The sequence below is a fragment of the Salipiger sp. 1_MG-2023 genome, assembly GCF_030547555.1.
Lineage (GTDB): Bacteria > Pseudomonadota > Alphaproteobacteria > Rhodobacterales > Rhodobacteraceae > Salipiger.
In genome coordinates this window covers 17,677-41,679 of sequence record NZ_JAUOQN010000019.1, presented here as the reverse complement: position 1 = coordinate 41,679, position 24,003 = coordinate 17,677, and the positions used below count along the sequence as shown (strand labels likewise).

Genomic DNA, 24,003 nt, shown 5'->3' with positions numbered 1-24,003 from the left:
CGGGTTTGCCTATTTTGTGACCAGCCCCGGCACCCGGATCACGTTTTCCGGCGTATTGGTCTTGCCTTGGCCAAGGGTTTCGGGCCACACGCTGATTAATCGATTAATCAAGGCTCGAAATGACCCCGAAGCTTCAGGATCTTGCGCAGGCGCTCGGCGTGTCCACCGCGACGGTGTCGAATGCGCTGTCGGGCAAGGGGCGCATGTCAGCGGATCTCAAGACCCGCATCCGGGATGCCGCGACGCGCATGGGCTATGCGCCCTCGCCCAGCGCGCGGGCGCTGCGCACCGGGCGCAGCGGAGTCATCGGGCTGGTGCTGCCCGATATCGCCAACCCGCTGTTTCCGGCGCTGGCGCAGGCCATCGAGGCCGAAGCGCAGGCGCGCGGCATGGGGGTGCTGATCGCCGACAGCCGGGGCGAGCCCGCCGCGCAGGATGACGCGCTGCACCGGCTGGTGCGCCAAGGCGCCGATGCGCTGGTGCTGGTGCCGCGCCGGGGCACGTTGGTGCCCGATCTTGCCGTGCCGGTTGCGGTGATCGACGCCGCCTCCAACCCTGCCAGCCGGATCAATGCCGATCATGTCGGCGGCGGGCGGCTTGTCATGCAACACCTGCTTGAGGCCGGACACAGCGACATCCTTATCGTCGGGCAAAGCCGCACCTCGCGGGTGCAGGCGGATCGCGTGGCGGGGATGATCGACGCGCTGCCCGGCGCGGCGGTGCACTGGCTCGACGATGGCCCCCTGCCCGCCCCCGCGGCGCTGCGCGCTACGGCGCTGGCCTGCACATCGGATCTGATCGCGCTGCCGCTGCTGACGCGGCTTGCGGCGGCGGGGCTGCGCCTGCCGCAGGACATGGCTGTGACCGGCTTTGACAACCATGCCTTCGCCGCACTGATCGCGCCCGGCCTGACCACCGTGGCGCAGGACCTGCCCGCCATCGCCCAAGGCGCGCTGGATGCGCTGGAGGCCGGACTGAACGGCCAGCCCGCCATCGCGCCCCGCACCGTTCCGATGTACCTGATCCCCCGTGGAAGCACGCAAACCACCAACAGGAGAGACCAATGACACTTGCAAGAACGCTCGCCACCGCCAGCGCGCTGGCCATCGCCGCCGGCGCCGCGCAGGCTGAAGACACGCTGACCATCTCGGTCTACAGCTTTGCGCAGGATGAATTTCAAGAGATCGTTTACGACCCGTTCATGGAAATCTGCGACTGCAAGATCGTCGTAGAGACCGGGAACTCGGTCGAGCGCCTCGCGAAGATCGAGGCCAACAAGGAGAACCCGGTGATCGACATGGCGGTGCTGTCCACCCATGACGCGCTGTCCGCCGCCCGCAAGGATCTGCTTGCGCCGATCGACACTGCCGCGCTGAGCAATTACGACAAGCTCTATGACATCGCCAAGGATCCGCTCGGCGATCATCTTGGCGTTGGCTACACCTTCTACGCCACCTCCATCGTCTATCGCTCTGACAAGGTCACCATCGATAGCTGGGCCGACCTGCTGTCGCCCGAGCTGGCCGGCAACGTGGCGCTGCCCGACATCACCACCAATCAGGGCGCGCCCGCGCTGCTGATGATCGGCGAGGCGCTTGGCGATGCGGATTACGCCCTGTCAACCCCGACCAACGCGGTGGCAGAACAGGCCGACGATATCGTGACCTTTTACGTCAGATCCTCGCAGGTTGCGCAGCTGATGCAGCAAGAGGAAATCTGGGCCGCCCCGATCGGACGCTTTGCATGGGCCAGCTTCAAGGACAACGGCCTGCCGATGGCTTGGGCCACCCCCAAGGAAGGCCAGACCGGCGGCATGAACGTCATGGTGATGACCGCGAACAACGGCAACGAGGCGCTGGCGACGCGGTTCATGGATTTCTGGCTGTCGACCGAAGTGCAGACCAAACTGGCCGAGTCGCTGGTCGACAGCCCTGCCAATGCCGAGGTCGTGGTGTCCGATGACATCGCCGACAACCTGACCTACGGCGCCGAGACCGTTGCGCAGCTGAAACTTCTGCCGCCTGACGTGATCCTCGATTCGCGCGAAACCTGGCTCGACCAGTGGAACGCGACGGTGATGAAATAATGTTTGAAGACCGTCGCATCGGCCTTGCCCTTGCCATGCCCGCGGCGGTCTTCGCCGCGGCGCTGTTCTTGGCGCCGGTGATCATTCTGCTGTCCGAAGGCTTTCGGGGCGCCGAAGGCTGGACGCTTGCCCCCTATATCGATTTCTTCGCCAGCGACCGCAACCGGGTGGTGTTTTTGCGCACGCTCAAGCTGGCGACGCTGGTGGCCGGGGTGTCGGCCATCATCGGCTACGCCACCGCCTTTGCCATCGTCTCGCTTCCTCCCGCCTCGCGCGGGCGGATGTTTGCGCTGGTGACGCTGCCGCTGATGATCTCGCCGGTGGCGCGCACCTATGCGTGGCTGGTGATCCTTGGGCGCACCGGTTTCGTCAACCAGATCCTCGTAGGATCGGGGCTGATGGACACGCCGCTGCGGCTGCTGTTCACCGAAACCGCCGTATTCATCGGCCTGTTGCAGCTGTTCCTGCCGCTGATGATCATCTCGCTGATCTCGGCGATGGAGAACATGCCCCGCGATGCGGTGCCCGCCGCGCGGGTGCTTGGGGCCAACTGGGTGCAGGTGTTCTTCAAGGTGATCCTGCCGTTAACCCGCGAAGGGCTGGTGGTGGGCGGAACGCTGGTGTTTACCGGCTCGATGACCGCTTACATCACGCCGGCGATCCTTGGCGGATCAAAGGTGCTGATGCTGGAAACCCTGCTCTATCAGCGGGTCACCGTGGCCAATGATTTCGCCTCGGCCGCCGTCATCGCGATGATCCTGATCGTCATGGCGTTCTCGGCCAATATCGTTCTGAAACGCATGGCAACCGCGAGGGCGCGCCGATGACCCGACTGCCCAGCTGGCTGATCCTTGGAACGGTGCTGACCTTCCTGATCGGGCCGTTCCTCATCATCATCGCGGCGTCGCTGTCGGCGGGCAACAACCTTGCCTTTCCGCCCGACGGGCTGTCGCTGAAATGGTACGCCAAGGTGTTCCAGATCGACAGCTTCCGCATGTCCTTTGCGGTGTCGATGTTCCTTGCGGTGGGCGGCACCGCCGCCGCGCTGGCGCTAGGCATTCCGGCCAGCTACGCCATGACCCGCTACAAGGTGCCGGGGGCCGAAGCGGTGCGCCTGATCGTCTCCTCGCCGATCATCGTGCCGGGCATCATCGTCGGCCTTGCCCTGCTGCGCTATCTGGTGCTGCCTACGGGCCTCGGGATGCTGGCGGCGCTGTTCCTTGCCCATACCGCGCTGGTGCTGCCCTATGCGGTGCGCGTGGTGTCGGCCAGCATGGAGAACCTGCGCGCCGACATGGAAGAAGCCGCGCTGATCCTTGGCTGCACCCGTCTTCAGGCGGTGACCAAGGTGGTGCTGCCCAACATTCGCGGCGGCATCCTTGCGGCCTTCATCCTCGGCTTCGTGACCTCGTTCAATCAAGTGCCGGTGTCGTTGTTCCTGTCGGGGCCGGGCGTGCGCACCCTGCCTATCGACATGATCGCCTATATGGAGATCAACTACGACCCCTCTGTCGCCGCCCTTGCCGCGCTGCTGGCGTTCCTGTCCATCGGCATCATCCTGTGCGCGGAACGCTTTCTTGGATTTTCGAAATATGTCTGACTTTGTCTCCCTTGAGGGGCTGACCCTCGCCTACGGGTCCACCATCGCGGTGGACAAGCTGAACCTGACCATCGCGCAAGGAGAGCTGGTGTCTCTGCTGGGCCCGTCGGGCTGCGGCAAGACCACCACGATGCGCGCCATCGCCGGGCTGATGAGCCCGCGCGCCGGGCGCATCACCATCGACGGGCGCGATGTCACCCGCCTGCCGCCCTCCAAGCGCGACATCGGGCTGGTGTTTCAAAGCTACGCGCTGTTCCCGCACCTGACGGTTTACGAGAACGTCGCCTTCGGGCTGCGCCTGCGCTCGGAATCCGATCTGGATGCCAAGGTGCGCAGCGGGCTGGCCACCGTGGGGCTGGAGGCGTTTGCCGACCGCGCGCCCAAGGATCTGTCGGGCGGCCAGCAGCAGCGCGTGGCGCTGGCGCGCAGCCTCGTGATGCAGCCCAAGGTGCTGCTGCTCGACGAGCCATTGTCGAACCTCGACGCGCGGCTGCGGCTTGATATGCGGATGGAATTGCAGCGGGTCCAGCGCGAGACCGGAATCACCATGATCTTTGTCACTCATGATCAGTCCGAGGCGCTGGCGCTGTCGGATCGCATTGTGCTGATGAAAGGCGGCGCCATCGAACAGCTCGGCACGCCCGAAGAGATCTATTCCGCCCCGGTGTCGGGCTTTGCTGCCGATTTCGTTGGTTTCGAAACCATCCTGCCCGACGAGGCTGGCGGCGGCCTTGCGTGGCGGCCCGGCGCGGTGGTGCTGGGCACGGGGCCGCATCAGGGTACGGTGATCGGCACCGCCTTTGCCGGCGAGCGGCGCGAATACGTGCTGGGCAGCGCTTTGGGTCAGATCAAGGCCGATGCGCCTGTTTCGGCGGCGCCCCTGCGCATGGGCGAGACCATCGCCTTTGATCTGCCGCCCGAGCGCGCGGTGCGGCTGGAAAGGCTGAACTGACATGGGCATCTGGGTTGATACCGACATGGGGGTCGATGACCTTGCCGCGCTGCTGCTGGCACAGCGGCTGGGGATCGACGGCATCAGCCTTGTCTTTGGCTGCGCCGAGATCCCGGCGGTGCGCGCCAACGCGCTGGCCGCCTGCGCCGCCTTCGGCTGGCCCGATCCGGTGCAGGGCGCCGGGTGCGCCATCCTTGGCGAGACCGAGACCGCCGAGCGCATCCTTGGCGCCAGCGGCCAGCCGACGCGCGGCGCGCGTCTGCCAGAGGTTCCAGACCGCCCGCTCGCCCCGGCCCTGCCGGCGCTGGCAGGCTGGCTCGACGGGCGCTCTGATGCGCAGATCCTTGCGCTGGGACCGCTGACCAACCTTGCGACGCTGGTGCTGGCCCACCCCGAGCTTTGCGCCAACATAGGCTGCATCACATGGATGGGCGGCGCGACCGGGCGCGGCAATCATACCGAACATGCGGAATTCAACGCCATCGCCGACCCCGAGGCGCTGGCGGTGCTGCTCTCGCGCGGCATCCCGATCGACATGGTCGATCTGGAACCTTGCCGCCGCGTGGTGATCGAGGAACAGCACATCGCCCCCCTGCCGCAGCCGATGCGCGATCTTATGGGCGGCTATCTGGATATCGGGCTGTCGCGCGGGCGCTCCGGCATGGCGCTTTATGATCCGGTCGCGGCGGCGCTGCTGGTCGCGCCCCGGCTGTTCAGCCTCTCTGACGTATCGCTGAGCGTCGAGCTGCACGATGCCGAACGTCTGGGCCAGACCATCGTCGCGCCGCACGGGGCGCATCGTGTCATTGCCGGGCTTGATGCCGATGCGGTGCGCGATCTGTGCCTGTCGGCACTATGGGAGACATCATGAGCGATCTGAACACTGCCGAACTGCGCGACCGCGCCATCGCCGCCGCGCGCGGCGATGCGCCGTTTGACCTGTTGATCACCGGGGCGCGCGTTGCCGATGTGTTGCTGCACGAGCTGCGCCCGGCCGATATCGGCATCATCGGGCCGATGATCGCGTCGGTCCACGCGCCCGGCACGCGCAGCGATGCGGCCCGGGTGCTTGACGCCAGCGGCCTGATCGCCGCGCCGGGGCTGATCGACACGCATATGCATGTCGAAAGCTCGATGATCACGCCGGAAACCTATGCCGCCCATGTCGCCCCGCGCGGGGTGACGACGATGGTGTGGGACCCGCATGAATTTGCCAATGTGGCCGGGGTCGAGGGGCTGGATTATGCCGCCGATGCCGCCGCCAACGCCTGCGCGCGGCTGCTGCCGCTGGTGCCGTCCTGCGTGCCCTCGGCGCCGGGATACGAAACCGCAGGCGCGGATTTCGACGGCGAGGTGATCGCCGCGCTGCTCGCCCGGGGTGACATGCACGGGCTGGCCGAGGTCATGGACATGGGCGCGGTGATTTCCCGCGCGCCCCGGATGCGCGGTATCCTGTCGGCGGCGCTGGAATCGGGCAAGCCGCTTTGCGGTCATGCGCGCGGGCTGAGCGGGGCCGAGCTGCAAGCCTTTGTCACGGCGGGGATCGGATCGGATCACGAGCTGACCTCTGCCGGCGATCTGATGGAAAAGCTGCGCGCCGGGCTGTGGATCGAATTGCGCGGCTCGCATGATCACCTGCTCCCCGAGATCGCGCAGGCGCTGGCGGCGCTGCCACAGCTGCCGCCGACGCTGACCCTGTGCACCGACGACACCTTCCCCGACGATCTGCTGAGCGCAGGCGGCCTTGATGACATGCTGCGGCGGATGATCGGTTACGGGCTGCCACCGCTCTGGGCGCTTCAGGCGGCGACGTATAACGCGGCGGCCAAACTGGGGCGCACCGATCTGGGGCTGATCGCGCCGGGGCGGCGGGCCGACATCGTGCTGACCAAAGCGCTGGAAGATTTCCGCGCCAGCACCGTGCTGGTGGACGGCGCGCCGCTGCGCGAGGCCGCGCCCCTGCCGATCCCGGCGCGACTGCGCGGCAGCATGGCGCTGCCCCCGGTGACGCCCGACAGCTTTGAAATCGCGGCGCCCGGCCCGCAGGCGCGGCTTGCCAGCATCGACCGGCCCCGCTTTACCCAATGGGGCGAGATCGACGCGCAGGTTGCCGATGGCCGCGTGCTGCTGCCCAAGGGCGCAACCCGCATCGCGGTGCTGCACCGGCACGGGCGCGTGCCCGTCGTGCCAAGGGTCGGCCTGCTGACCGGCTGGGGCGACTGGCGCGGCGCTTTTGCCACCACGGTCAGCCATGACAGCCACAACCTTACCGTGTTTGGCGCAGACCCCGCCGACATGGCGGCGGCGGCCAATGCGCTGATCGCCTGCGGCGGCGGTATGGCGGTGGCAACGCAGGGCAAGGTCAGCGCGCTGTTGCCGCTGCCGGTGGCGGGCCTCGTGTCCGAAGCGCCGCTGCCCGAAGTTGCCGAGGCGCTTGAACAGCTGCGCCGCGCCATGGATGAGGTGGTCGACTGGCAGCCGCCCTACCTCGTGTTCAAGGCCCTCGTCGGGGCGACGCTGGCCTGCAACAAGGGGCCGCACCAGACCGATCTGGGCATCGCCGACCCGCAGGCGGGACGGCTGCTTACGACGCCGCTTCTCTAGCCAGCGCCACCCAGAAGGCAACGCCCGACGGCAGGGCGGCGTCGTTGAAATCATAGCCGGTGTTGTGATGCAGCGCGCCGTCCTGCGCCGGGCCGTTGCCAAGCCAGACATAGCAGCCCGGCGCTTCGCCCGCGAAAAAGGCGAAATCGTCGCCGGCGGTCGATGGCGGGAATTCGGTGCGCACCTTGGGCAGCGCCCGCCGTGCGGCGGCCAGCGCCACCTGCGTCGCCGACGCCTCGTTCACCACCGGCGGAATGCGCCGGATGAAGGTATACTCGGCCTCCAGCCCCTGCGCGGCGGCAATGCCGTGGGCCAGTCGGCCGATGCCCTCTTCGAGCTGATCGCGCACCAGCGGCGTGTAGGCGCGCGCGGTGCCGCCGATCTCGACCACGTCGGGAATCACGTTGAGCGCCTTGGGATCGCCAGCGCGCAGCGAACAGGCGCTGACCACCGCCGGTTGCAGCGGATCGACGATGCGCCCGGTCACCGTTTGCAGCGCCGCAAGGAACATCCCCGCCGCCGGGATCGGATCGCGGCCCAGATGCGGCTTGGCCCCATGCGTTCCCTCGCCGCGCAGGGTCAGCGTCCAGCTGTCGGAACTGGCCAGCTGCGGCCCCGGCACCACCGCCATTTCATCGCAGGCCAGCCCCGGCATGTTGTGCAGGCCAAAGACCATGTCGCAGGGGAATTGCTGGAACAGCCCGGCCTCGACCATGGCCTTGGCACCGCCGCGCCCCTCTTCGGCGGGCTGAAAGATGAAATGCACCGTGATGCCCGGGGGCGCGGCGGCCAGAACCTCGGCCGCGCCAAGCAACATGCTGGTGTGCCCGTCATGACCGCAGGCATGCATCTGCCCCGGCACGGTCGACGCCCATGGCTTGCCCGAGCTTTCCGGCATCGCCAGCGCATCCATGTCGGCGCGCAAACCGATGGCGCGCCCGGTGCCGCGCAACGTGCCGACAACGCCGGTGCCCGCGATGCCGGTTGTCACCTCTAGGCCCAGCGCGCGCAGCCGCTCCGCGACCAGCGCGGCGGTGCGATGTTCTTCGAAACCCAGTTCCGGGTGGGCGTGCAGATCGCGCCGCAGCGCGACAAGGGCGGGGAGGTCAAAATCGGGGTGCTTTGTCATGCCGACCATGCTACGCCCCGGAGACTAAAGCGGAAAGTCGAAAACATGTTGTCCCATCACTTCTGGCAGGAGTTTGCGCCCGGCCCTGCCCCCTCATCGCCTTGGCACGATCGTTATCCTGCACAGATGCCCGACGGGCGCCTGCTCTGGCTGCCGATCCGGGCGCTTGGCGAGGGCAAGGGCATCGCCTCGCTGATCCTCAATCAGGCGAGTTTCGAGGTTGAGGAAACGCTGGCCGAGCAGCTTGCGACCCGCCTGCGCCCCTATGAGCCCGAGGTGGTCATCGGCCTGCCGACGCTGGGGTTGGGCCTTGCGCGGCAGGTGGCGGCGCGGCTGGGGCATGCGCGCATGCTGCCGCTCGGGACATCGCGCAAATTCTGGTACGACGAGGCGCTGTCGGTGCCGATGCGCTCGATCACCTCTCCGGGGGCCGACAAGCGGCTGTATCTCGATCCGCGCATGGTGCCGCTGCTGGAACGCCGCCGGGTGGCGCTGATCGACGATGTGGCCAGTTCCGGCGCGTCGCTGACGGCGGGGCTGGCGCTGTTGCAGGGCGTCGGCTGCACGCCCGTGGTCATGGGCGTCGCGATGCGCCAGACCGAGCGCTGGCGCGACCTGCAAGGCCCGCCGCTGGAAGGCGTGTTCGACACGCCCCTGCTGAGCGAAACACCGCAAGGCTGGCGCTAAGGCGCCAGCGACTCGAGCAGCTGCGCCCGCAACGCCCGCAGATTTCCGGCGAAGTCGTAATCGTTGCGCGCCGGGCCGCCAAAGAAGATGCCGTCGATGGCGATCGAGGTCAGCCACGCGGTGCGATCCGCATCCAGCGCCCGGAACCGCCCCTGCGCAATGCCCGTGCGGATCGCGGCGCATAGGGTGTCGCGCTCGCGGGCGTAGAATTCATCGACCATGGCCGACGCCTTGGGGTCACGGTGCCCGTCCGAGGCGAAATCATTCATCAGCTTGACCATGCGCACAAGGCGCGGCGCGGTTTCGATATTGGCCTCGAACCACGCATCCGCCGCGCCGAGCGGTGCGGCGGGATCAACCGGCAGATCCTCGAACTGCACGATGAAATCGTCGATGGCGTGGCGCAGGGCGGCCAGCACCAGCGCCTCCTTGCTGTCGAAGTAATGATAGAGCAGCGCCATGTTGACCCCGCATTCAGCGGCCAGCCGCCGCATCGGGATCGCCGCGAAATGCTGTTTTTCGCAGAGCGCCAGCATCGCCTCGAGAATCTGCACCCGGCGCGCGGTGGGGTCCATGCGCTGGCGCTTGGCGGCTTTCGCCATGATCGGGGCCTCTCTTGCTGCATTACTGATCAAACGATTGGTAACAGCAAAAAGATGTGCGGGAAAAGCTTGATTTCGCAACTAAGCGCTCGCTCAGTAGGGCGATGAGTTAACGCGAACAGCTTCCCGAGGACATTTGCCCATGCGCTTTCCCACGACCCTTGCCCTGCTCGGCACCGCCGCGGCCATCGCCTTTACATCGCCTGCCGCTGCGCAGGAAAAGCAAACCTTCAAAGTGGGGTACGTGGTCTATGTCGGTTTCATGCCGCTGGCCTACATGAAGGCCGAAGGGTTGATGGACGCCTGGGGCGAGAAATACGGCATCGACGTCGAGCTGATCCAGATCAACGATTACGTCGGTTCGATCAACCAGTTCATCGCGGGCGATCTTGATGCGGTCGCGGTGGCCGGGATGGACGCGCTGACCATGCCGGCGGCGGGCGGGGTCGACACCTCGATCTTTCTGGTGACAGATTATTCCAACGGCAACGACGCGCTGCTGTCGCGCTCGGTCGACAGCGTCGAGGCATTGCTGGATGACGAGGTCTACCTGCTGCAATATTCGGTGTCGCATTACCTGCTGAACCGCGCGCTGGCCGAGGCCGGCATCGACGAGCCGTGGCGGGTCAAGACCGTCAACATCTCGGACGCCGAAATCGGCGCGGCCTTCATCACCCAGGACAGCATGAACCACGCCGCCAGCTGGAACCCCATCGTGGCCGAGATGCTGGATCAGGTGCCCGAGAGCAAGGTGCTGTTCGACAGCTCGCAGATCCCCGGCGAGATCATGGACGTGTTCATCGCCCGCACCGACACGCTGGCCGAGCACCCGGAATTCGGCAAGGCCGTCACCGGCGCATGGTACGAGGCGATGGCGGTGATGCAGGGCGAAGAGGCCAAGGATGGCCCGATGCACGAGATCATGGCATCGGCCATGGGCACAGACCTTGCAGGCTTTGCCGGACAGGCCGACCAGACGCATTTCTTCTACACCCCCGGCGATGCGGCGGCGTTCCTGAGCGCCGACAGCTCGGTGGAGATCATGGACAAGGTGCGCACCTTCAGCTTTGACGAAGGGCTGTTCGGCGCGGGCGCTGCATCGGTCGACGAGATCGGCATCGAGGTTGGCGGCAACACGCTGGGCGATCCGGGCAACGTCAAGCTGCGCTTTGACGCCAGCTTCGCCGAGATGGCCGCCGCAGGCGACATCTGACCCCTACGGGCGCCCTGTGACAGGGGCGCCCCTTGCAAGGACATGCCATGCGCCGCGTGATCAACCGGCACCCGTCCCGCAGGATGAAGATCCTGATGGGCGCGCTGCCTTTCGTTCTGACTATTGCCATCTATGCGCTTGCCGCCGACGCGCGCGGCGCTGACGGGCCCGACAAGCTGATGCCGGGGCTGAACGCCTTTACCTCGGCCATGTCGCGGCTGATGTTCGATATCGACCGGGCCACCGGCACCCGGCTGTTCTGGGCCGACACATGGGCCAGCCTTGCGCGGCTTGGCGTGGGCCTTGGGATTTCCGCCCTCATCGGGCTGGTGATCGGCGTGCTGGTTGGGTTCATCCCGTTTCTGCGCGCGCTGTTCGAGCCGTTCTTTGCGGCGTTTTCGCTGATCCCGCCGCTGGCGGTGCTGCCGATCCTGTTCATCCTGTTCGGGCTTGGCGAGCTGTCGAAAACCGTGCTGATCGTGTTCGGCATCGCGCCCTTCATCATCCGCGACGTGATGTTGCGGGTGGCCGAGATCCCGCGCGAGCAGATCGTCAAGGCGCAGACGCTGGGCGCGTCAAGCTGGCAGATGATCCTTGGGCTGGTGCTGCCGCAGGTGTTCCCGCGGCTGATTTCCTCGGTGCGCCTGTCGCTGGGCGCGGCATGGCTGTTCGTCATCGCCGCCGAGGCGATCACCGCCGAGGCGGGGCTTGGCTATCGCATCTTCCTTGTGCGCCGCTATCTGGCGATGGATGTGATCCTGCCATACGTGCTGTGGATCACCCTGCTGGCCTTTGCCATCGATTACCTGCTGCGCCGCACCCATGACGCCATTCCATGGACACGTTTCAAGGAGGGCGGCTGACATGGCGCTCATCGAATTCGAGAACGTCTCGAAGCATTATGGCGACACCATCGTGCTCGAGAACCTGTCGCTGACGATCGAGGACAATGAATTCCTTGCCGTGGTCGGCCCGTCCGGCGCGGGCAAGACAACATTGCTGCGGATGCTGCTCAGTCAGGAAGCGCCGAGTTCGGGCCGCATCCTGATCGACGGCGCGCCCATCGCGCCAGAGCCGATGCCGGACCGGGGCGTGGTGTTTCAGCGCTATTCGGTGCTGCCGCATCGCACGGTGATCGGCAATGTGATGACCGGGCCAGAATGGCAGGCCGCGCCCTTTACGGGGCGGCTGGTTGGCAAGGCACGTCAGCTGCTGAAGGCGCGCGCGCAGGACATGCTGGACCGGGTCGGCCTTGGCGGGCACGCGGCGCTGTACCCGGCGCAGCTGTCGGGCGGGCAGCAACAGCGCCTTGCCATCGCGCAGGCGCTGATGATGAACCCCAAGGTGCTGCTGCTCGACGAGCCGTTCGGCGCGCTCGACCCCGGCACCCGCCGCGCCATGCACAAGCTGGTGCTCGAGCTGTGGAGCGAACACCAGATGACCGTGGTGATGATCACCCATGACCTGTCCGAGGCGTTCCACCTTGGCACCCGTGTGATCGCGGTGGACAAGCGGCGGCACGATCCGCACGCGCCGCATCGCTACGGGTCGATCATCACCTCTGATTTCGACGCAAAACCCCGGCTCGCGCGGCAACTTGCCCGCGCCGCCGGCTGACTCCTGAAGGAAGGCTCAAATGACCGACAAACGCTTTCACCTCGCATGGTTCATGAACTTCACCCCGGATGAGTGGCGCGCGCCCTTCGGGCAGGGCGGCTATCCGTGGGACGGACAGTTCTACATCGAGATGGCGCAGACGCTGGAGCGCGCCTGTTTCGATTTCCTGATGATCGAAGACAAGCTGATGGTGCCCGAGACCTTTGGCTCCGACCGCAAGTATTCGCTGGCCAATGGCATGATGGCCCCGAAACATGACCCCGCGCCGCTGGCGGTGGCGATGGGCATGGCGACATCCAAGATCGGCGTGGTCGCCACCATGTCGACGCTGGCCTACCCGCCGTTCATGCTGGCGCGGCTGTCTTCGACCATCGACAGCTTGACCAAGGGGCGGTTCGGCTGGAACGTCGTGACCTCGGCCGAGGATCTGGCGGCGCAGAATTTCGGCATGGACAAGCTGCCCCCCCGCGAACAGCGCTATGAAATGGCGGATGAATACATCGACGTGGTGAACAAGCTGTTCGACAGCTGGGATGCCGATGCGGTGGTGCTGGATCGCGAAAACGGCGTTTATGCGGATTCCTCGAAGGTGCGGACCATCGATCACGAGGGCAAGTATTACAAGGTGCGCGGGCCGCTCAACACCGTGCCCTCGCCGCAGCATCGGCCCGTTTACGTTCAGGCCGGTGCCTCGCCGCGCGGGCGCGATTTCGCAGCGCAGCACGCTGATGCGATCGTGTCGGTGGCCAACGGGGTCGAGGGGATGAAGGCGTTCCGCGATGACATTCGTGCGCGCGCCTCTGCGCTGGGGCGCGACCCGGACGAGATCAAGGTGTTCTTCTGCATCACCCCGACCCTTGGCGAAACCGAAGAGGATGCGCAGGCGAAATACATCCGCGAGACCACCTCGGACCATTTCTGCAACGATGTGCTGGCGTCGATTTCCGCGATCACCGAGATCGATTTCTCGCAATACGATCTGGACCAGCCGCTGCCGGAAAAGCTGGAAACCAATGGTGAAAGCGGCACGCTGGACAAGTTCCAGCAATGGGGCAGCGGCAAGACGCTGCGCGAACTGGCGGCGGCGCAGGGCGGTGGGCTTGTGTCCTCGCTGGAGCTGATCGGCACGCCGGCGTCGGTGGCCGACAAGATGGGCGAAGCCATGGCCGAGGTTGGCGGCGACGGGTTCCTGATCACCACCCCGGTGCTGCGGGTCGGACGACGCTATCTGGTGGAAATCGCCGACGGGCTGGTGCCCGAATTGCAACGTCGCGGGCTGGTGCGGACCGAATACACCCACCAGCTTTTGCGCGACAACCTGACGGATTTCTGATCATGAGCATTGTACTGATCTCTGGAAACCCCTCTGCGGGGGGGCGCACCAGCCAGCTGGCGCTGGATCTTGGCGCGGCGCTGGCCGGGCTGCTGGACAAGGAGGCCCCCGCCGAGGTGCTGGAGCTGGCACCGGTTGCGCCCAAGCTGTTCGGCTGGGGCGACCCGGATGTGGCTGCACTGAAGGCGCAGGTTCTGGGCGCGGATTTCGTGGTCATCGCAACGCCGACCTACAAGGCCGCGATGACCGGCTTGCTCAAAAGCTTTCTCGACCAGTTCAAGGCGGGCGAACTGTTCGGGCAGGTGGTGATCCCGGTGTTCACCGGCGGCTCGGACGCGCATTCGCTGGCCCCCGATTTCACCCTGCGCCCGGTGCTGCAGGAGCTTGGCGCGTCGATGCCGACCTCGTCGCTTTACGTGGTGAGCAGCCTGCTGGACGGGCCGAACAGCGTGGCGGCAGAATTCGTTGAGCGGGAGAAATTTCGCCTGCTTGGCGCGGCGCACGGGATGACGCTGGCGCGGGGCTGAGGCAGACATCCGCGCGGTGCCCTGACCCGGGCGCCGCGCGGATTGTTATGCGCCGAGGGATTTCTTCTTGCGAAGAAATGTGGGGGCGCTGCCCCCGCCTTCGGCTCCCCCGGAGTTTAACGGGCAAGATGAAGGGCGGCAGGATCACTCCAGAAGGATAACGCCCTTTGAATTGAAGCTGAATTCCAGCTTTTCGCCCAGTTGCGGCGGGCGGCGCCCGGTGCGGTTGAACGTATCGAGCAAGACAGGCGCGCCGCCCATATGTGTTCCGACCCGGATCACCGAGCCGAGAAACTGCACCTCGGTCACGGTGCCGGTGAAGCTGATATCGTGGCCGGGCGCGGGGCCGAGGCTGATGGCCTCGGGGCGCAGCGCCAGCGGCACAGTCCCCGGCGTCAGCGCCCTGCCGGTCGGTATTTCGATGCCGCCAACGCTGACTTGCCCCTGCGCAGCATCGGTGACCTCGGCATCGAGCACGTTCAGCCGCCCGACGAATTCCGCCACGAAGCGATTGGCAGGGCTGGAGTAGATCTCGTGCGGGGCGCCGATCTGCTGCGCCATGCCGCCATGCATGACGACGATGCGGTCGGACATGCTCAGGGCTTCTTCCTGGTCATGGGTGACGAAGACCGTAGTGATGCCGAGCCGCTGCTGGATCTCGCGGATTTCCTCGCGCAAGCTGACGCGGATCTTGGCATCGAGCGCCGAGAGCGGCTCGTCCAGCAGCAGCACCTGCGGCTGCACCGCCAGCGCCCGCGCCAGCGCCACCCGCTGCTGTTGCCCGCCCGAGAGCTGGAACGGATAGCGCTTGCCAAAATCTCCAAGGCCGACCAGCGAGAGCATCTCGGCCACCCGCGCGCCGCTTTGTGCCTTGCCCACGCCCTTGACCTTCAGCCCGAAGGCGACGTTCTGCGCCACCGTCAGGTTGGGAAACAGCGCGTAGGCCTGAAACACCATGCCGACGTTGCGCTGGTTGGGGCGCCGCGCGGTCACGTCGGCATCGCCAATGCGGATGGCCCCATGCGAGGGGCTTTCGAACCCCGCGATCATCCGCAGAACCGTGGTCTTGCCGCAGCCCGAGGGCCCGAGCAGCGAGACGAATTCGCCCTGCTCGATGTCGAGGTTGAAGTTCTTGACTACCTGCGTGGCCCCGAAGGATTTGCGCAGCTGATCCAGCGAAAGGAAGGACATCAGGACCTCTTGGCTCTGGATTGGGGGGTCATGCGGCTGGCAAGTTGCATCAGCCCGATGCAGAACCATGTGATGGCAAAGGCGATCACCGCCAGCGCCGCCGGTTCATAGGCCCGGTTGGCCCCGATCAGCTGCATGTAGGGGCCGAACGCGGGCCGGTTCAGCAGCGCCGCCAGCACGAATTCCCCGATGACGATGGCAAAGGTCACGAACGCCCCCGACATCACCGCGATCAGCACGTTGGGCAGGATGATCCGCCCGATGATGGTCACCCACCCTGCCCCGAGGCTTTGCGCCGCCTCGGTCAGGGTGCGCACGTCGATGGTGCGCAGCCCGGTATCCACCGCGCGGTACATATACGGCAGCGACAACGTCACGTAGCCGAACATCAACAGCATGTTGGTGCCGAAGGTCGTGCCCGTCATCGGCAGAAAGGACGAGGTGTTGTACAGGCGGATATAGCCGAACACGATGACGATGGGCGGGATGACCAGCGGCAGCAAGGTGATGAATTCGAACAACGGGCGCAGGCGCGGGTATTTCAGCCGCACCCAATAGGCCGTCGGCACCACCAGCAGCATCCCGAAGACGATGGTCAGCAGCGCCATCACCACCGAATAGCCAAAGGTCTCGCGGAATTGCGGGTCTTCGAACACCCACGCATAGGCATCGAGCGAATATTCCCCGCGCCGCTTGCGCAGCGAGAATTCCAGCGTGCCGATCAGCGGCAGCGCGAAATAGGCAAAGCCGATAAGAAACACCAGCCACGACCAGAGTTTCGGCTTCATACGGTCCACCTTTCGGTCTTGGCGCGCAGCCAGACATAAAGCCCGTTGGCGATGCCGGTGACCACGATCATGCCGAAGGCCAGCGCATAGCCCAGATGCGGGTCTTGCAGCACGTCTCCGCGGATCTGCGCGAACAGCACGATCGGTACGATCGACAGCGACGATCCGGTCAGTGCATAGGCCGTTGCCACCGCGCCAAAGCTGTTGGCAAACAGCAGCGCAAAGGTGCCCAGCAGCGTTGGCGTCAGGATCGGCAGCGCCACCATGCGCCAGTATTGCGCCCCGGTGGCGCCAAGGATGTCCGACGCCTCGCGCCATTCACGGCGCAGCCCGTCCAGCGCCGGGGTGACGATCAGCACCATCAGCGGGATCTGAAAGAACAGATACACCAGCGTCAATCCCCAGAAGCTGAGCAGGTTGAAGCCCAGCGAATACAGGTTGATGCCGAACCATTCGCGCAGCAGCACCGTGACAAGGCCAAGCCGCCCCAGCGTCGCGATAAAGGCAAAGGACAGCGGCACCCCGGCGAAATTCGACGCAACGCCGGAAAAGGTCATCACCGGGCCGCGCAGCCCGGCGGGCAGATTGCCAAGCGTCACCGCGGCGGCGATGCCGAAGCCGATAACGCAGCCCAGCAGCGCCGTGGCAAAAGAGATGCGGATCGAGATCCAGTAGGCCGACAGGATCGACGGCTGGAACAGGTTCACGATGTTCTGCAAGGTCAGGCTGCCATCCGGGGTCTGGAACGCACCGACGACGATGTTCATCGTCGGCAGGATCAGGAACAGCAGCGCGAACAGCGCAAACGGCAAAAGGCCGAGCCAGCCAAGCGGCAAGCCGGTTCTGCGCGCCTGTTTGGCGGGGGTGTCTGGGGATATGGTCATGCGCTGGAATACCCCGCCCGAAACCGTCCGGGCGGGGCAAAAGGGCTTACTGGACGTTGGCGCCGACGACGCTGTCCCATCCGGCGGTCACGGCTTCCTTGTTGGCGGCCTGCTCGTCGAGGCTGGGGAAGACGGCCTTTTCATAGGCTGCCGCCGGGGGCAGCGCGTCCAGCATTTCCTGCGGGATGGCGCCCTTGGCGGCGAGGTCGTTGAAGCGGATCGGGTGGCAGTAGCCTGCCAGCCAGCCGAGCTGACCTTCGTCGGAATAGAGATATTCCATCCACAGCTTGGCGGCGTTGGGCTGCGGCGCATAGGCGCTGATCGCCTGCACGTAAACGCCAGCGACGACGCCGGAGGCGGGCACCACGACCTCGAGAGGCGGGTTGCCTTCGAGCGTGTCGCGCCATGCAAGGCCGTTGTAATCCCACGCGATGACGATGGGGGTCGCACCCTGCGCGATGGTGCCCGCCTTGCCGATCACCGGGACGAAATTGCCCGCTTCATTGAGCTGCCTGAAGAATTCAAGACCGGCATCGCCAGAGGCCTTGCCTGCCTCGCCGCCCGCCGCCATGCCAGCGGCCATCACCGCAAGGATCGCCTGGTTCGAGGCGCGCGGATCGCCCGCCAGCGCCACGGCATTGGCGTATTCGGGCTTGAGCAGATCGTCCCAGTCCTGCGGCACGTTCTCGACCAGATCCTTGTTCACCACAAAGGACAGCACGCCGTAATAATCGCCGTACCAGTGGCCATCGGCATCCTTGGCGCTGTCGGGGATCGTGTCCCATGTCGACACTTTGTATTCCATGGTCAGGCCTTCGTCCTTGGCCTGCGGACCGAAGGCAAAGCCGACATCCAGCACATCGGGGGCCTGCGGGCCGGTGTTGCCCTGATTGGCGCGCACCGCTTCCAGCTCGTCGGCAGAACCCGCGTCGGGGTTCAGCTCGTTGACATCGATATCGGGGTATTTCGCCTTGAACCCGGCGATGACGTCGCCATAGCCGCACCAGCTATGCGGCAGCGCGATGGTCGAGAGCATGCCGTCTTCGGTGGCGGCGGCGACCAGGGCATCCATGTCCTGAGCGTAAAGCGGCGTGCTGGAAAGAATGGCGAAAATGGCGGTGCTGCTGAGAATCGACTTGAGGTGCATCAACGTCCCCCCTTGAGGAATTGCCTGTCAAAAAATAATGGCGCGGCCCCGTGTGGCGATGAGGGGCTGGCCCTGCGGCGAGACTGGGCGTGATCGGCGAGTCTACGCAAGAGAATTTTTGACGACAGCGGCTGGGGGTTGCCCGCCGTGACGCGGGCTGCCCCTTGTCGCATCATTTTTACGAATGGGCGCAGGCGGGCGCGACGGCGTTACCGCGACACCGGGCGGGCCGGTTCTGGCGCCGTGCGGTACATGTATGTGGTCGCATCGCGGCGGCCCGTGCCGTCTGGCGCCAGCGCAAAGCCGGGGATCTCTCCTGCGACTTCAAATTCAAGCGCGGCGTAAAGCGGTTGTGCGCTGTCACCGCTGCGGGTGTCGAGCGTCACCAGCGGGCGTTGTTCCGCGGCGGCGCGGGCCAGCAGCGCCTGCATCAGTGCCCGCGCGATGCCCCTGCGGCGAAAGGCCGGGCGCACCAGCAGCTTCGACACCTCGGCCCGGTGCCGCTGGTTGGGCATCATCTCGAGGCTTAGCTGTACAGTGCCGGTCAGCGTTGTCCCCTCGCTGGCGACCCAGAGCACCCGCCCGCCACTGGCCACCCCCGGCAGCACGGAGTCTCGGAAAAACGCCTCGGCCTCGGACTGCGCAAAGGGCATCACGAAACCGACGCTGGCGCCCGCCTCGACGCATTCGCGCAAGGTAGCGGCAAGCTGCGGCAGCGCGGCGGCGACCTCTGAGGCCGAGAGCGCGCGGATCATGGCGTGACCAGCACAAGCAGGTATTTCGCGCCTTTCTCGGCGGGGGTTTCGAACACCGACGCGCCATGAAGCCGGTAGCGCAGCGCATCGCCGCTGCGCAGAGCGTGGGCGGTGCCGTCCAGCGTGACGGTCAGCCGCCCGCTCTGCAGGATCAGGTGATGTTCCAGATCCGCCACCGGCGGTGCGTCATAGGCGATGCGACTCGCCGGTTCGAGCCGGCATTCCAGCACCTCGGCGGCCAGCGCCGCATTGCCCGGCGATGCCACCCGGCGCTGAAAGCCGCCATCGCTCCATACCGGCTGGTCGGCCTTGCGCACATGGGCGGAAAAGCCATCCTCTACCATGGCAAGCAGCCGTGACATCGTCATGCCATAGGCGCTGCACAGCTTGCCGAGCACTTCCGCGCTCGGGCTGACCTCAGCCTTTTCCATGCGCGATAGCGCGGCGCGGCTGACACCGCTTTTCTCGGCCAGCTGATCCAGCGTCAGCCCGCGTGCGGCACGCAATTGCGACAGGCGCGCCGAGAGGCGATGGGTGAGGTCTTCGGGGGGCGAAAGGGTTGCTGCGTCGCTCATGATTCGATTCCGGGAAATATTCTCTGTGTCGGGAATATTGCCCAGCCGAATCCGGATTTCAATGCCCCGCTTGCCGCCCGCCCGTTGCGCAGCGGGCAAGAATTTTCCCGGGGCCCGTCCGCAAGGGCTTTGACAGTCGGGAAAGGTCTGACTAGGGTACGGGAAAGTTTAACACTAAACTATGTGGGGAGGAATCGCATGGCCGCTCGGAAACCCGCCGCCAAGCCGAATGTTTCACCCGATGAGCTGCGGCAATATTACCGCGACATGCTGCTGATCCGGCGCTTCGAAGAGAAGGCAGGTCAGCTTTACGGCATGGGGCTTATCGGTGGCTTCTGTCACCTTTACATCGGTCAGGAAGCCGTTGTTGTCGGCCTTGAGGCCGCCGCAAGCGAAGGCGACAAGCGCGTCACCTCGTACCGCGATCACGGCCACATGCTGGCCTGCGGCATGGACCCCAACGGCGTCATGGCCGAGCTGACAGGCCGCGAAGGCGGCTACAGCAAGGGCAAGGGCGGCTCGATGCACATGTTCAGCCGTGAAAAGCATTTCTACGGCGGTCATGGCATCGTTGGCGCGCAGGTGCCGCTTGGCGCGGGTCTGGCGTTTGCCGACAAGTACCTCGAAAACGACCGCGTGACCTTCACCTATTTCGGCGACGGCGCGGCCAACCAGGGCCAGGTCTACGAGACCTTCAACATGGCCTCGATCTGGAAGCTGCCGGTGGTTTTCGTCATCGAAAACAACCAGTACGCCATGGGCACCTCGCAGAAGCGCTCGACCTCGACCGAAGACATCTACACCCGCGGTGCCCCCTTCGGCATTCCCGGCGAGCTGGTCGACGGCATGGATGTGCTGGCGGTCAAGGCGGCCGGCGACAAGGCCGTGGCGCATTGCCGCTCTGGCAAGGGGCCGTATATCCTCGAGATCAAGACCTACCGCTATCGCGGGCACTCGATGTCGGACCCGGCGAAATACCGGACCCGCGAGGAAGTTCAGAAGATGCGCGAAGAGCGCGACGCGATCCAGAACGTGCGCGATCTTCTGCTGACCGGTGGCCATGCAACCGAAGATGACCTCAAGGCCATCGACAAGGAAATCAAGGACATCGTGAACGCCTCGGCCGAGTTCTCGAAGGAAAGCCCGGAACCGGCGCTCGAAGAGCTCTGGACCGACATTTACGCCGAAGCCGTGCCCCAGGGCGACGCGATCGAGGCCTGAGGCAGAAGGACGACACGAATGGCAACGCAGATTCTGATGCCCGCGCTCTCGCCCACCATGGAAGAGGGCACGCTGGCAAAATGGCTGGTCAAGGAAGGTGACACCGTCACCTCCGGCGACATTCTGGCCGAGATCGAGACCGACAAGGCGACGATGGAATTCGAAGCGGTCGACGAAGGTATCGTCGGCAAGCTGCTGATCGAAGCGGGCACCGAGGGGGTCAAGGTCAACACCCCCATCGCCGTGATGGTCGAGGAAGGCGAAAGTGTCGAGGATGCCGCGGCCCCTGCCCCGGCTCCCGCCGCCGAAGCGCCTGCTGAAGCCCCGGCTGCGGCCGCCGCGCCGGTTCCGGCAACGCCCAAGGCCAAGGCGGTCGAACCCGACTGGCCCGAAGGCACCCCGATGAAGACGCAGACCGTGCGCGAAGCGCTGCGCGATGCCATGGCCGAAGAGATGCGCTCCGACGCCAATGTCTTCGTCATGGGCGAGGAAGTGGCCGAGTACCAGGGGGCCTACAAGGTCACCCAGGGCCTGCTGGACGAGTTCGGCGACAAGCGCGTCATAGACACGCCGATCACCGAACACGGCTTTGCCGGCATCGGTGTGGGCGCATCCTTTGGCGGGCTGAAGCCGATCGTCGAGTTCATGACCTTCAACTTCGCGATGCAGGCCATCGACCACATCATCAACTCGGCGGCCAAGACGCTGTACATGTCGGGCGGCCAGATGGGCGCACCGATGGTGTTCCGCGGCCCCAACGGCGCTGCCGCCCGCGTCGGCGCACAGCACAGCCAGGATTACGCGGCATGGTACGCGATGATCCCCGGCCTCAAGGTCGCCATGCCCTATTCGGCAGCGGACGCAAAAGGCCTGCTGAAATCGGCCATCCGCGACCCCAACCCGGTGATCTTCCTTGAAAACGAAATCCTTTATGGCCGCTCGTTCGACGTGCCGGACATGGATGATTTCACCGTGCCCTTCGGCAAGGCAAAGATCTGGCGCGAGGGCAAGGACGTCACCATCGTCAGCTTTGGCATCGGCATGCAATACGCGCTGGAAGCGGCTGAAAAGCTTGCCGAAGAAGGCATCGACGCCGAGGTCATCGACCTGCGCACCCTGCGCCCGCTCGACTATGGCACTGTCATCGAGTCGGTCAAGAAGACCAACCGCTGCGTGACCGTCGAGGAAGGCTATCCCGTGGGCGCCATCGGCAACCACCTGTCGGCCTACATCATGCAGAACGCCTTCGACTGGCTCGACGCTCCGGTGATCAACTGCACCGGCAAGGATGTGCCGATGCCTTACGCCGCGAACCTCGAAAAACACGCCCTGGTCACCGCGGAAGAGGTTATCGACGCGGTGAAGCAGGTCACCTACCGGTGAGACTGTCTCCGGTCATCCCGGTCCTCGCCTTTGCGGCGGGGCTGCTCGTGGGCAACTCGACAGAGGCGTTCCGCGAGCTGATACAGGATGACCGGACCACCGAATTTGCAGCCATGGACGAGGCGCGCCTGACCGGTGAAAACCATGCGCTCGCGCGCGTGGCGCTGGCGGCGCTGAAGGGACAGGACCGAGGCAAGGTGGTCTCGGTGCTCGACGATGCGTCGCTGTCGCGCTTCGACCGCGGGCCGGATGTGATCGTTGCCCAGGTGCTCGACACACCGGGGCAGATCGCCCTCGCCTTCGAAAATGGCCGCTTGAACGAGATACGGAACGATTGCGCAGAGGCCAAGGATCGCTGCGCCGCAACGGGAGGATCCCCCAGTGCCGATTGAAATCCTGATGCCCGCCCTGTCGCCGACCATGGAAGAAGGCACGCTTGCCAAGTGGCTGGTCAAGGAGGGCGACACCGTCAGCTCCGGCGACATTCTCGCCGAGATCGAGACCGACAAGGCCACGATGGAATTCGAAGCCGTCGACGAAGGCACCATCGGCAAGATCCTCATCGAGGCCGGTGCCGAGGGCGTCAAGGTGAACACGCCCATCGCCGTGCTGCTCGAAGAAGGTGAATCCGCCTCCGACATCGGCGCGGCCTCCAGCCCCGCTCCGGAGGCGCCGAAGGCGTCCGAGCCGGCCGCCGAGGCGGCCTCCGCAGGAGGCTCCGAGAAGGCCGCGCCCGCAGCGCCCGCCGCCGCCGATGGCAGCCGCGTCTTTGCCACGCCTCTGGCGCGTCGCATCGCCGCCGACAAGGGCCTCGATCTGAGCCAGGTCAAGGGCACCGGCCCGCATGGCCGCATCGTGAAAGCCGACGTCGAGGCCGCAAAGCCCGGCGCAGCCGCCCCGGCCCCCGCCGCGGCGAGCGAAGCCAAACCCGCGCCTGCCCCCGCTGCAGCCTCCATGCCCACCGGCCCGTCGGCTGAAACGGTCATGAAGATGTATCAGGATCGCGATTACGAAGAGGTCAAGCTCGACGGCATGCGCCGCACAGTGGCCAGCCGCCTCACCGAGGCCAAGCAGACCATCCCGCATTTCTACCTGCGCCGCGATATCAAGCTCGACGCGCTGCTCAAGTTCCGCAGCCAGCTGAACAAGCAGCTCGAAGGGCGCGGCGTGAAGCTGTCGGTCAACGATTTCATCATCAAGGCCTGCGCTCTGGCGCTGCAATCGAATCCCACGGCCAATGCCGTCTGGGCCGCCGACCGGATGCTGAAGCTGAAACCGTCCGACGTCGCGGTTGCGGTCGCGGTCGATGGCGGGCTCTTCACCCCGGTGCTCAAGGATGCCGAGATGAAATCGCTGTCCGCGCTGTCGGCGGAGATGAAGGATCTGGCGAAACGTGCCCGTGAGCGCAAGCTTGCGCCGCATGAATATGTCGGTGGCAGCTTCGCGATCTCGAACCTCGGCATGTTCGGCGTCGACAATTTCGACGCGGTGATCAACCCGCCGCACGGTGCGATCCTTGCCGTCGGCGCTGGCGTCAAGAAGCCCATCGTCGGCGCGGACGGTGAGCTGACCGTCGCCACCGTCATGTCGGTAACGCTGTCTGTCGATCACCGGGTCATCGACGGCGCGCTTGGGGCAGAGCTGCTTCAGTCCATCGTCGAGAACCTCGAAAACCCAATGGTCATGCTGGCCTGACACCCGGCCAGTTC

General features: G+C 65.6%; 25 protein-coding genes. 17 read left to right on the top strand and 8 right to left on the bottom strand.

Annotated elements, in window-relative coordinates:
* Nucleotides 1-119: 119 nt before the first annotated feature.
* Genes Q4543_RS11165 through Q4543_RS11135 form a run of 7 tightly spaced genes read left to right on the top strand, consistent with a single transcriptional unit; the run spans nucleotide 120 to nucleotide 7,242 of the window.
* On the top strand, nucleotides 120-1,067 hold the full coding sequence (locus Q4543_RS11165; RefSeq protein WP_303438329.1) for a LacI family DNA-binding transcriptional regulator: 948 nt from the start codon (nucleotides 120-122) through the stop codon (nucleotides 1,065-1,067).
* A complete protein-coding gene (locus Q4543_RS11160) occupies nucleotides 1,064-2,086 on the top strand; it encodes an ABC transporter substrate-binding protein (RefSeq protein ID WP_303438327.1) in 1,023 nt (340 codons plus the stop codon). The genes Q4543_RS11165 and Q4543_RS11160 overlap by 4 nt, the downstream gene beginning before the upstream one ends.
* Complete coding sequence (locus Q4543_RS11155; protein WP_303438325.1) at nucleotides 2,086-2,913, top strand: ABC transporter permease; 828 nt, start codon at nucleotides 2,086-2,088, stop codon at nucleotides 2,911-2,913. Before Q4543_RS11160 ends, Q4543_RS11155 begins: the two co-directional genes overlap by 1 nt.
* Nucleotides 2,910-3,686, top strand: coding sequence for an ABC transporter permease (locus Q4543_RS11150; RefSeq protein ID WP_216002684.1), 777 nt, complete (start codon nucleotides 2,910-2,912; stop codon nucleotides 3,684-3,686). The genes Q4543_RS11155 and Q4543_RS11150 overlap by 4 nt, the downstream gene beginning before the upstream one ends.
* Nucleotides 3,679-4,638 (top strand): ABC transporter ATP-binding protein, encoded by a 960-nt coding sequence (locus Q4543_RS11145; protein WP_303438322.1) that lies wholly within the window; start codon nucleotides 3,679-3,681, stop codon nucleotides 4,636-4,638. The genes Q4543_RS11150 and Q4543_RS11145 overlap by 8 nt, the downstream gene beginning before the upstream one ends.
* Nucleotide 4,639: 1 nt before the next feature.
* Nucleotides 4,640-5,509, top strand: a complete 870-nt coding sequence (locus Q4543_RS11140; RefSeq protein WP_303438320.1) for a nucleoside hydrolase — start codon at nucleotides 4,640-4,642, stop codon at nucleotides 5,507-5,509.
* Nucleotides 5,506-7,242, top strand: coding sequence for an adenine deaminase (locus Q4543_RS11135; protein ID WP_303438315.1), 1,737 nt, complete (start codon nucleotides 5,506-5,508; stop codon nucleotides 7,240-7,242). Before Q4543_RS11140 ends, Q4543_RS11135 begins: the two co-directional genes overlap by 4 nt.
* Here the strand turns inward: Q4543_RS11135 and Q4543_RS11130 are convergent.
* Nucleotides 7,223-8,371: a M20 aminoacylase family protein gene (locus Q4543_RS11130; protein ID WP_303438313.1), complete on the bottom strand. Its 1,149-nt coding sequence runs from the start codon at nucleotides 8,369-8,371 to the stop codon at nucleotides 7,223-7,225. The genes Q4543_RS11135 and Q4543_RS11130 overlap by 20 nt on opposite strands.
* Nucleotides 8,372-8,416: 45 nt before the next feature.
* On the opposite strand from Q4543_RS11130, the gene Q4543_RS11125 reads away from it, so the two are divergent.
* Nucleotides 8,417-9,058 (top strand): phosphoribosyltransferase, encoded by a 642-nt coding sequence (locus Q4543_RS11125; RefSeq protein WP_216002679.1) that lies wholly within the window; start codon nucleotides 8,417-8,419, stop codon nucleotides 9,056-9,058.
* On the opposite strand, the gene Q4543_RS11120 is transcribed toward Q4543_RS11125, so the two are convergent.
* On the bottom strand, nucleotides 9,055-9,660 hold the full coding sequence (locus tag Q4543_RS11120; RefSeq protein ID WP_303438310.1) for a TetR/AcrR family transcriptional regulator: 606 nt from the start codon (nucleotides 9,658-9,660) through the stop codon (nucleotides 9,055-9,057). The genes Q4543_RS11125 and Q4543_RS11120 overlap by 4 nt on opposite strands.
* Nucleotides 9,661-9,802: 142 nt before the next feature.
* Between Q4543_RS11120 and Q4543_RS11115 the strand changes: the two genes are divergently transcribed.
* The 5 genes from Q4543_RS11115 to Q4543_RS11095 are packed head-to-tail and all read left to right on the top strand — an operon-like array spanning nucleotide 9,803 to nucleotide 14,350.
* A complete protein-coding gene (locus Q4543_RS11115) occupies nucleotides 9,803-10,873 on the top strand; it encodes a putative urea ABC transporter substrate-binding protein (protein ID WP_303438307.1) in 1,071 nt (356 codons plus the stop codon).
* Nucleotides 10,874-10,920: 47 nt separating this feature from the next.
* Nucleotides 10,921-11,736: an ABC transporter permease gene (locus Q4543_RS11110; protein WP_303438304.1), complete on the top strand. Its 816-nt coding sequence runs from the start codon at nucleotides 10,921-10,923 to the stop codon at nucleotides 11,734-11,736.
* Between the two features lies 1 nt (nucleotide 11,737).
* Nucleotides 11,738-12,490, top strand: coding sequence for an ABC transporter ATP-binding protein (locus Q4543_RS11105; RefSeq protein ID WP_303438302.1), 753 nt, complete (start codon nucleotides 11,738-11,740; stop codon nucleotides 12,488-12,490).
* Nucleotides 12,491-12,509: 19 nt separating this feature from the next.
* The gene (locus Q4543_RS11100) at nucleotides 12,510-13,823 is read left to right on the top strand and encodes an NtaA/DmoA family FMN-dependent monooxygenase (RefSeq protein ID WP_303438300.1); all 1,314 of its coding nucleotides are present in this window, start codon (nucleotides 12,510-12,512) and stop codon (nucleotides 13,821-13,823) included.
* Between the two features lie 2 nt (nucleotides 13,824-13,825).
* A complete protein-coding gene (locus Q4543_RS11095; RefSeq protein WP_216002673.1) occupies nucleotides 13,826-14,350 on the top strand; it encodes an NAD(P)H-dependent oxidoreductase in 525 nt (174 codons plus the stop codon).
* A 144-nt stretch (nucleotides 14,351-14,494) separates the two neighbouring features.
* On the opposite strand, the gene Q4543_RS11090 is transcribed toward Q4543_RS11095, so the two are convergent.
* The 6 genes from Q4543_RS11090 to Q4543_RS11065 form a co-directional block, all read right to left on the bottom strand.
* On the bottom strand, nucleotides 14,495-15,541 hold the full coding sequence (locus Q4543_RS11090; RefSeq protein WP_303438295.1) for an ABC transporter ATP-binding protein: 1,047 nt from the start codon (nucleotides 15,539-15,541) through the stop codon (nucleotides 14,495-14,497).
* Nucleotides 15,541-16,329: an ABC transporter permease gene (locus tag Q4543_RS11085; RefSeq protein ID WP_216002671.1), complete on the bottom strand. Its 789-nt coding sequence runs from the start codon at nucleotides 16,327-16,329 to the stop codon at nucleotides 15,541-15,543. Before Q4543_RS11085 ends, Q4543_RS11090 begins: the two co-directional genes overlap by 1 nt.
* Nucleotides 16,326-17,213, bottom strand: coding sequence for an ABC transporter permease subunit (locus Q4543_RS11080; protein ID WP_303438291.1), 888 nt, complete (start codon nucleotides 17,211-17,213; stop codon nucleotides 16,326-16,328). The genes Q4543_RS11085 and Q4543_RS11080 overlap by 4 nt, the downstream gene beginning before the upstream one ends.
* A 46-nt stretch (nucleotides 17,214-17,259) precedes the next feature.
* Nucleotides 17,260-18,360, bottom strand: a complete 1,101-nt coding sequence (locus Q4543_RS11075; protein ID WP_303438288.1) for an ABC transporter substrate-binding protein — start codon at nucleotides 18,358-18,360, stop codon at nucleotides 17,260-17,262.
* Nucleotides 18,361-18,569: 209 nt separating this feature from the next.
* On the bottom strand, nucleotides 18,570-19,115 hold the full coding sequence (locus Q4543_RS11070) for a GNAT family N-acetyltransferase (protein ID WP_303438286.1): 546 nt from the start codon (nucleotides 19,113-19,115) through the stop codon (nucleotides 18,570-18,572).
* Nucleotides 19,112-19,690 carry a helix-turn-helix domain-containing protein gene (locus Q4543_RS11065; protein ID WP_303438284.1) on the bottom strand — a complete coding sequence of 193 codons (579 nt, stop codon included), beginning with the start codon at nucleotides 19,688-19,690 and terminating at the stop codon, nucleotides 19,112-19,114. The genes Q4543_RS11070 and Q4543_RS11065 overlap by 4 nt, the downstream gene beginning before the upstream one ends.
* A 198-nt stretch (nucleotides 19,691-19,888) precedes the next feature.
* Here Q4543_RS11065 and pdhA point away from each other — a divergent pair, with 198 nt between their 5' ends.
* Genes pdhA through Q4543_RS11045 form a run of 4 tightly spaced genes read left to right on the top strand, consistent with a single transcriptional unit; the run spans nucleotide 19,889 to nucleotide 23,989 of the window.
* On the top strand, nucleotides 19,889-20,911 hold the full coding sequence (gene pdhA, locus Q4543_RS11060) for a pyruvate dehydrogenase (acetyl-transferring) E1 component subunit alpha (protein ID WP_216002666.1): 1,023 nt from the start codon (nucleotides 19,889-19,891) through the stop codon (nucleotides 20,909-20,911).
* 18 nt (nucleotides 20,912-20,929) lie between these two features.
* Nucleotides 20,930-22,294, top strand: coding sequence for a pyruvate dehydrogenase complex E1 component subunit beta (locus tag Q4543_RS11055; protein ID WP_303438279.1), 1,365 nt, complete (start codon nucleotides 20,930-20,932; stop codon nucleotides 22,292-22,294).
* On the top strand, nucleotides 22,291-22,686 hold the full coding sequence (locus Q4543_RS11050; protein ID WP_216002664.1) for a hypothetical protein: 396 nt from the start codon (nucleotides 22,291-22,293) through the stop codon (nucleotides 22,684-22,686). Before Q4543_RS11055 ends, Q4543_RS11050 begins: the two co-directional genes overlap by 4 nt.
* Nucleotides 22,676-23,989, top strand: a complete 1,314-nt coding sequence (locus Q4543_RS11045) for a pyruvate dehydrogenase complex dihydrolipoamide acetyltransferase (protein WP_303438273.1) — start codon at nucleotides 22,676-22,678, stop codon at nucleotides 23,987-23,989. Before Q4543_RS11050 ends, Q4543_RS11045 begins: the two co-directional genes overlap by 11 nt.
* The last annotated feature ends 14 nt before the right edge of the window (nucleotides 23,990-24,003 follow it).

What these genes read in the sequence shown, in the direction of transcription:
- Q4543_RS11165 (WP_303438329.1), top strand. Translation starts at nt 120, where the DNA reads ATGACCCCGAAGCTTCAGGATCTTGCGCAGGCGCTCGGCGTGTCCACC.
- Q4543_RS11160 (WP_303438327.1), top strand. Translation starts at nt 1,064, where the DNA reads ATGACACTTGCAAGAACGCTCGCCACCGCCAGCGCGCTGGCCATCGCC.
- Q4543_RS11155 (WP_303438325.1), top strand. Translation starts at nt 2,086, where the DNA reads ATGTTTGAAGACCGTCGCATCGGCCTTGCCCTTGCCATGCCCGCGGCG.
- Q4543_RS11150 (WP_216002684.1), top strand. Translation starts at nt 2,910, where the DNA reads ATGACCCGACTGCCCAGCTGGCTGATCCTTGGAACGGTGCTGACCTTC.
- Q4543_RS11145 (WP_303438322.1), top strand. Translation starts at nt 3,679, where the DNA reads ATGTCTGACTTTGTCTCCCTTGAGGGGCTGACCCTCGCCTACGGGTCC.
- Q4543_RS11140 (WP_303438320.1), top strand. Translation starts at nt 4,640, where the DNA reads ATGGGCATCTGGGTTGATACCGACATGGGGGTCGATGACCTTGCCGCG.
- Q4543_RS11135 (WP_303438315.1), top strand. Translation starts at nt 5,506, where the DNA reads ATGAGCGATCTGAACACTGCCGAACTGCGCGACCGCGCCATCGCCGCC.
- Q4543_RS11130 (WP_303438313.1), bottom strand. Translation starts at nt 8,371, where the DNA reads ATGACAAAGCACCCCGATTTTGACCTCCCCGCCCTTGTCGCGCTGCGG.
- Q4543_RS11125 (WP_216002679.1), top strand. Translation starts at nt 8,417, where the DNA reads ATGTTGTCCCATCACTTCTGGCAGGAGTTTGCGCCCGGCCCTGCCCCC.
- Q4543_RS11120 (WP_303438310.1), bottom strand. Translation starts at nt 9,660, where the DNA reads ATGGCGAAAGCCGCCAAGCGCCAGCGCATGGACCCCACCGCGCGCCGG.
- Q4543_RS11115 (WP_303438307.1), top strand. Translation starts at nt 9,803, where the DNA reads ATGCGCTTTCCCACGACCCTTGCCCTGCTCGGCACCGCCGCGGCCATC.
- Q4543_RS11110 (WP_303438304.1), top strand. Translation starts at nt 10,921, where the DNA reads ATGCGCCGCGTGATCAACCGGCACCCGTCCCGCAGGATGAAGATCCTG.
- Q4543_RS11105 (WP_303438302.1), top strand. Translation starts at nt 11,738, where the DNA reads ATGGCGCTCATCGAATTCGAGAACGTCTCGAAGCATTATGGCGACACC.
- Q4543_RS11100 (WP_303438300.1), top strand. Translation starts at nt 12,510, where the DNA reads ATGACCGACAAACGCTTTCACCTCGCATGGTTCATGAACTTCACCCCG.
- Q4543_RS11095 (WP_216002673.1), top strand. Translation starts at nt 13,826, where the DNA reads ATGAGCATTGTACTGATCTCTGGAAACCCCTCTGCGGGGGGGCGCACC.
- Q4543_RS11090 (WP_303438295.1), bottom strand. Translation starts at nt 15,541, where the DNA reads ATGTCCTTCCTTTCGCTGGATCAGCTGCGCAAATCCTTCGGGGCCACG.
- Q4543_RS11085 (WP_216002671.1), bottom strand. Translation starts at nt 16,329, where the DNA reads ATGAAGCCGAAACTCTGGTCGTGGCTGGTGTTTCTTATCGGCTTTGCC.
- Q4543_RS11080 (WP_303438291.1), bottom strand. Translation starts at nt 17,213, where the DNA reads ATGACCATATCCCCAGACACCCCCGCCAAACAGGCGCGCAGAACCGGC.
- Q4543_RS11075 (WP_303438288.1), bottom strand. Translation starts at nt 18,360, where the DNA reads ATGCACCTCAAGTCGATTCTCAGCAGCACCGCCATTTTCGCCATTCTT.
- Q4543_RS11070 (WP_303438286.1), bottom strand. Translation starts at nt 19,115, where the DNA reads ATGATCCGCGCGCTCTCGGCCTCAGAGGTCGCCGCCGCGCTGCCGCAG.
- Q4543_RS11065 (WP_303438284.1), bottom strand. Translation starts at nt 19,690, where the DNA reads ATGAGCGACGCAGCAACCCTTTCGCCCCCCGAAGACCTCACCCATCGC.
- pdhA (WP_216002666.1), top strand. Translation starts at nt 19,889, where the DNA reads ATGGCCGCTCGGAAACCCGCCGCCAAGCCGAATGTTTCACCCGATGAG.
- Q4543_RS11055 (WP_303438279.1), top strand. Translation starts at nt 20,930, where the DNA reads ATGGCAACGCAGATTCTGATGCCCGCGCTCTCGCCCACCATGGAAGAG.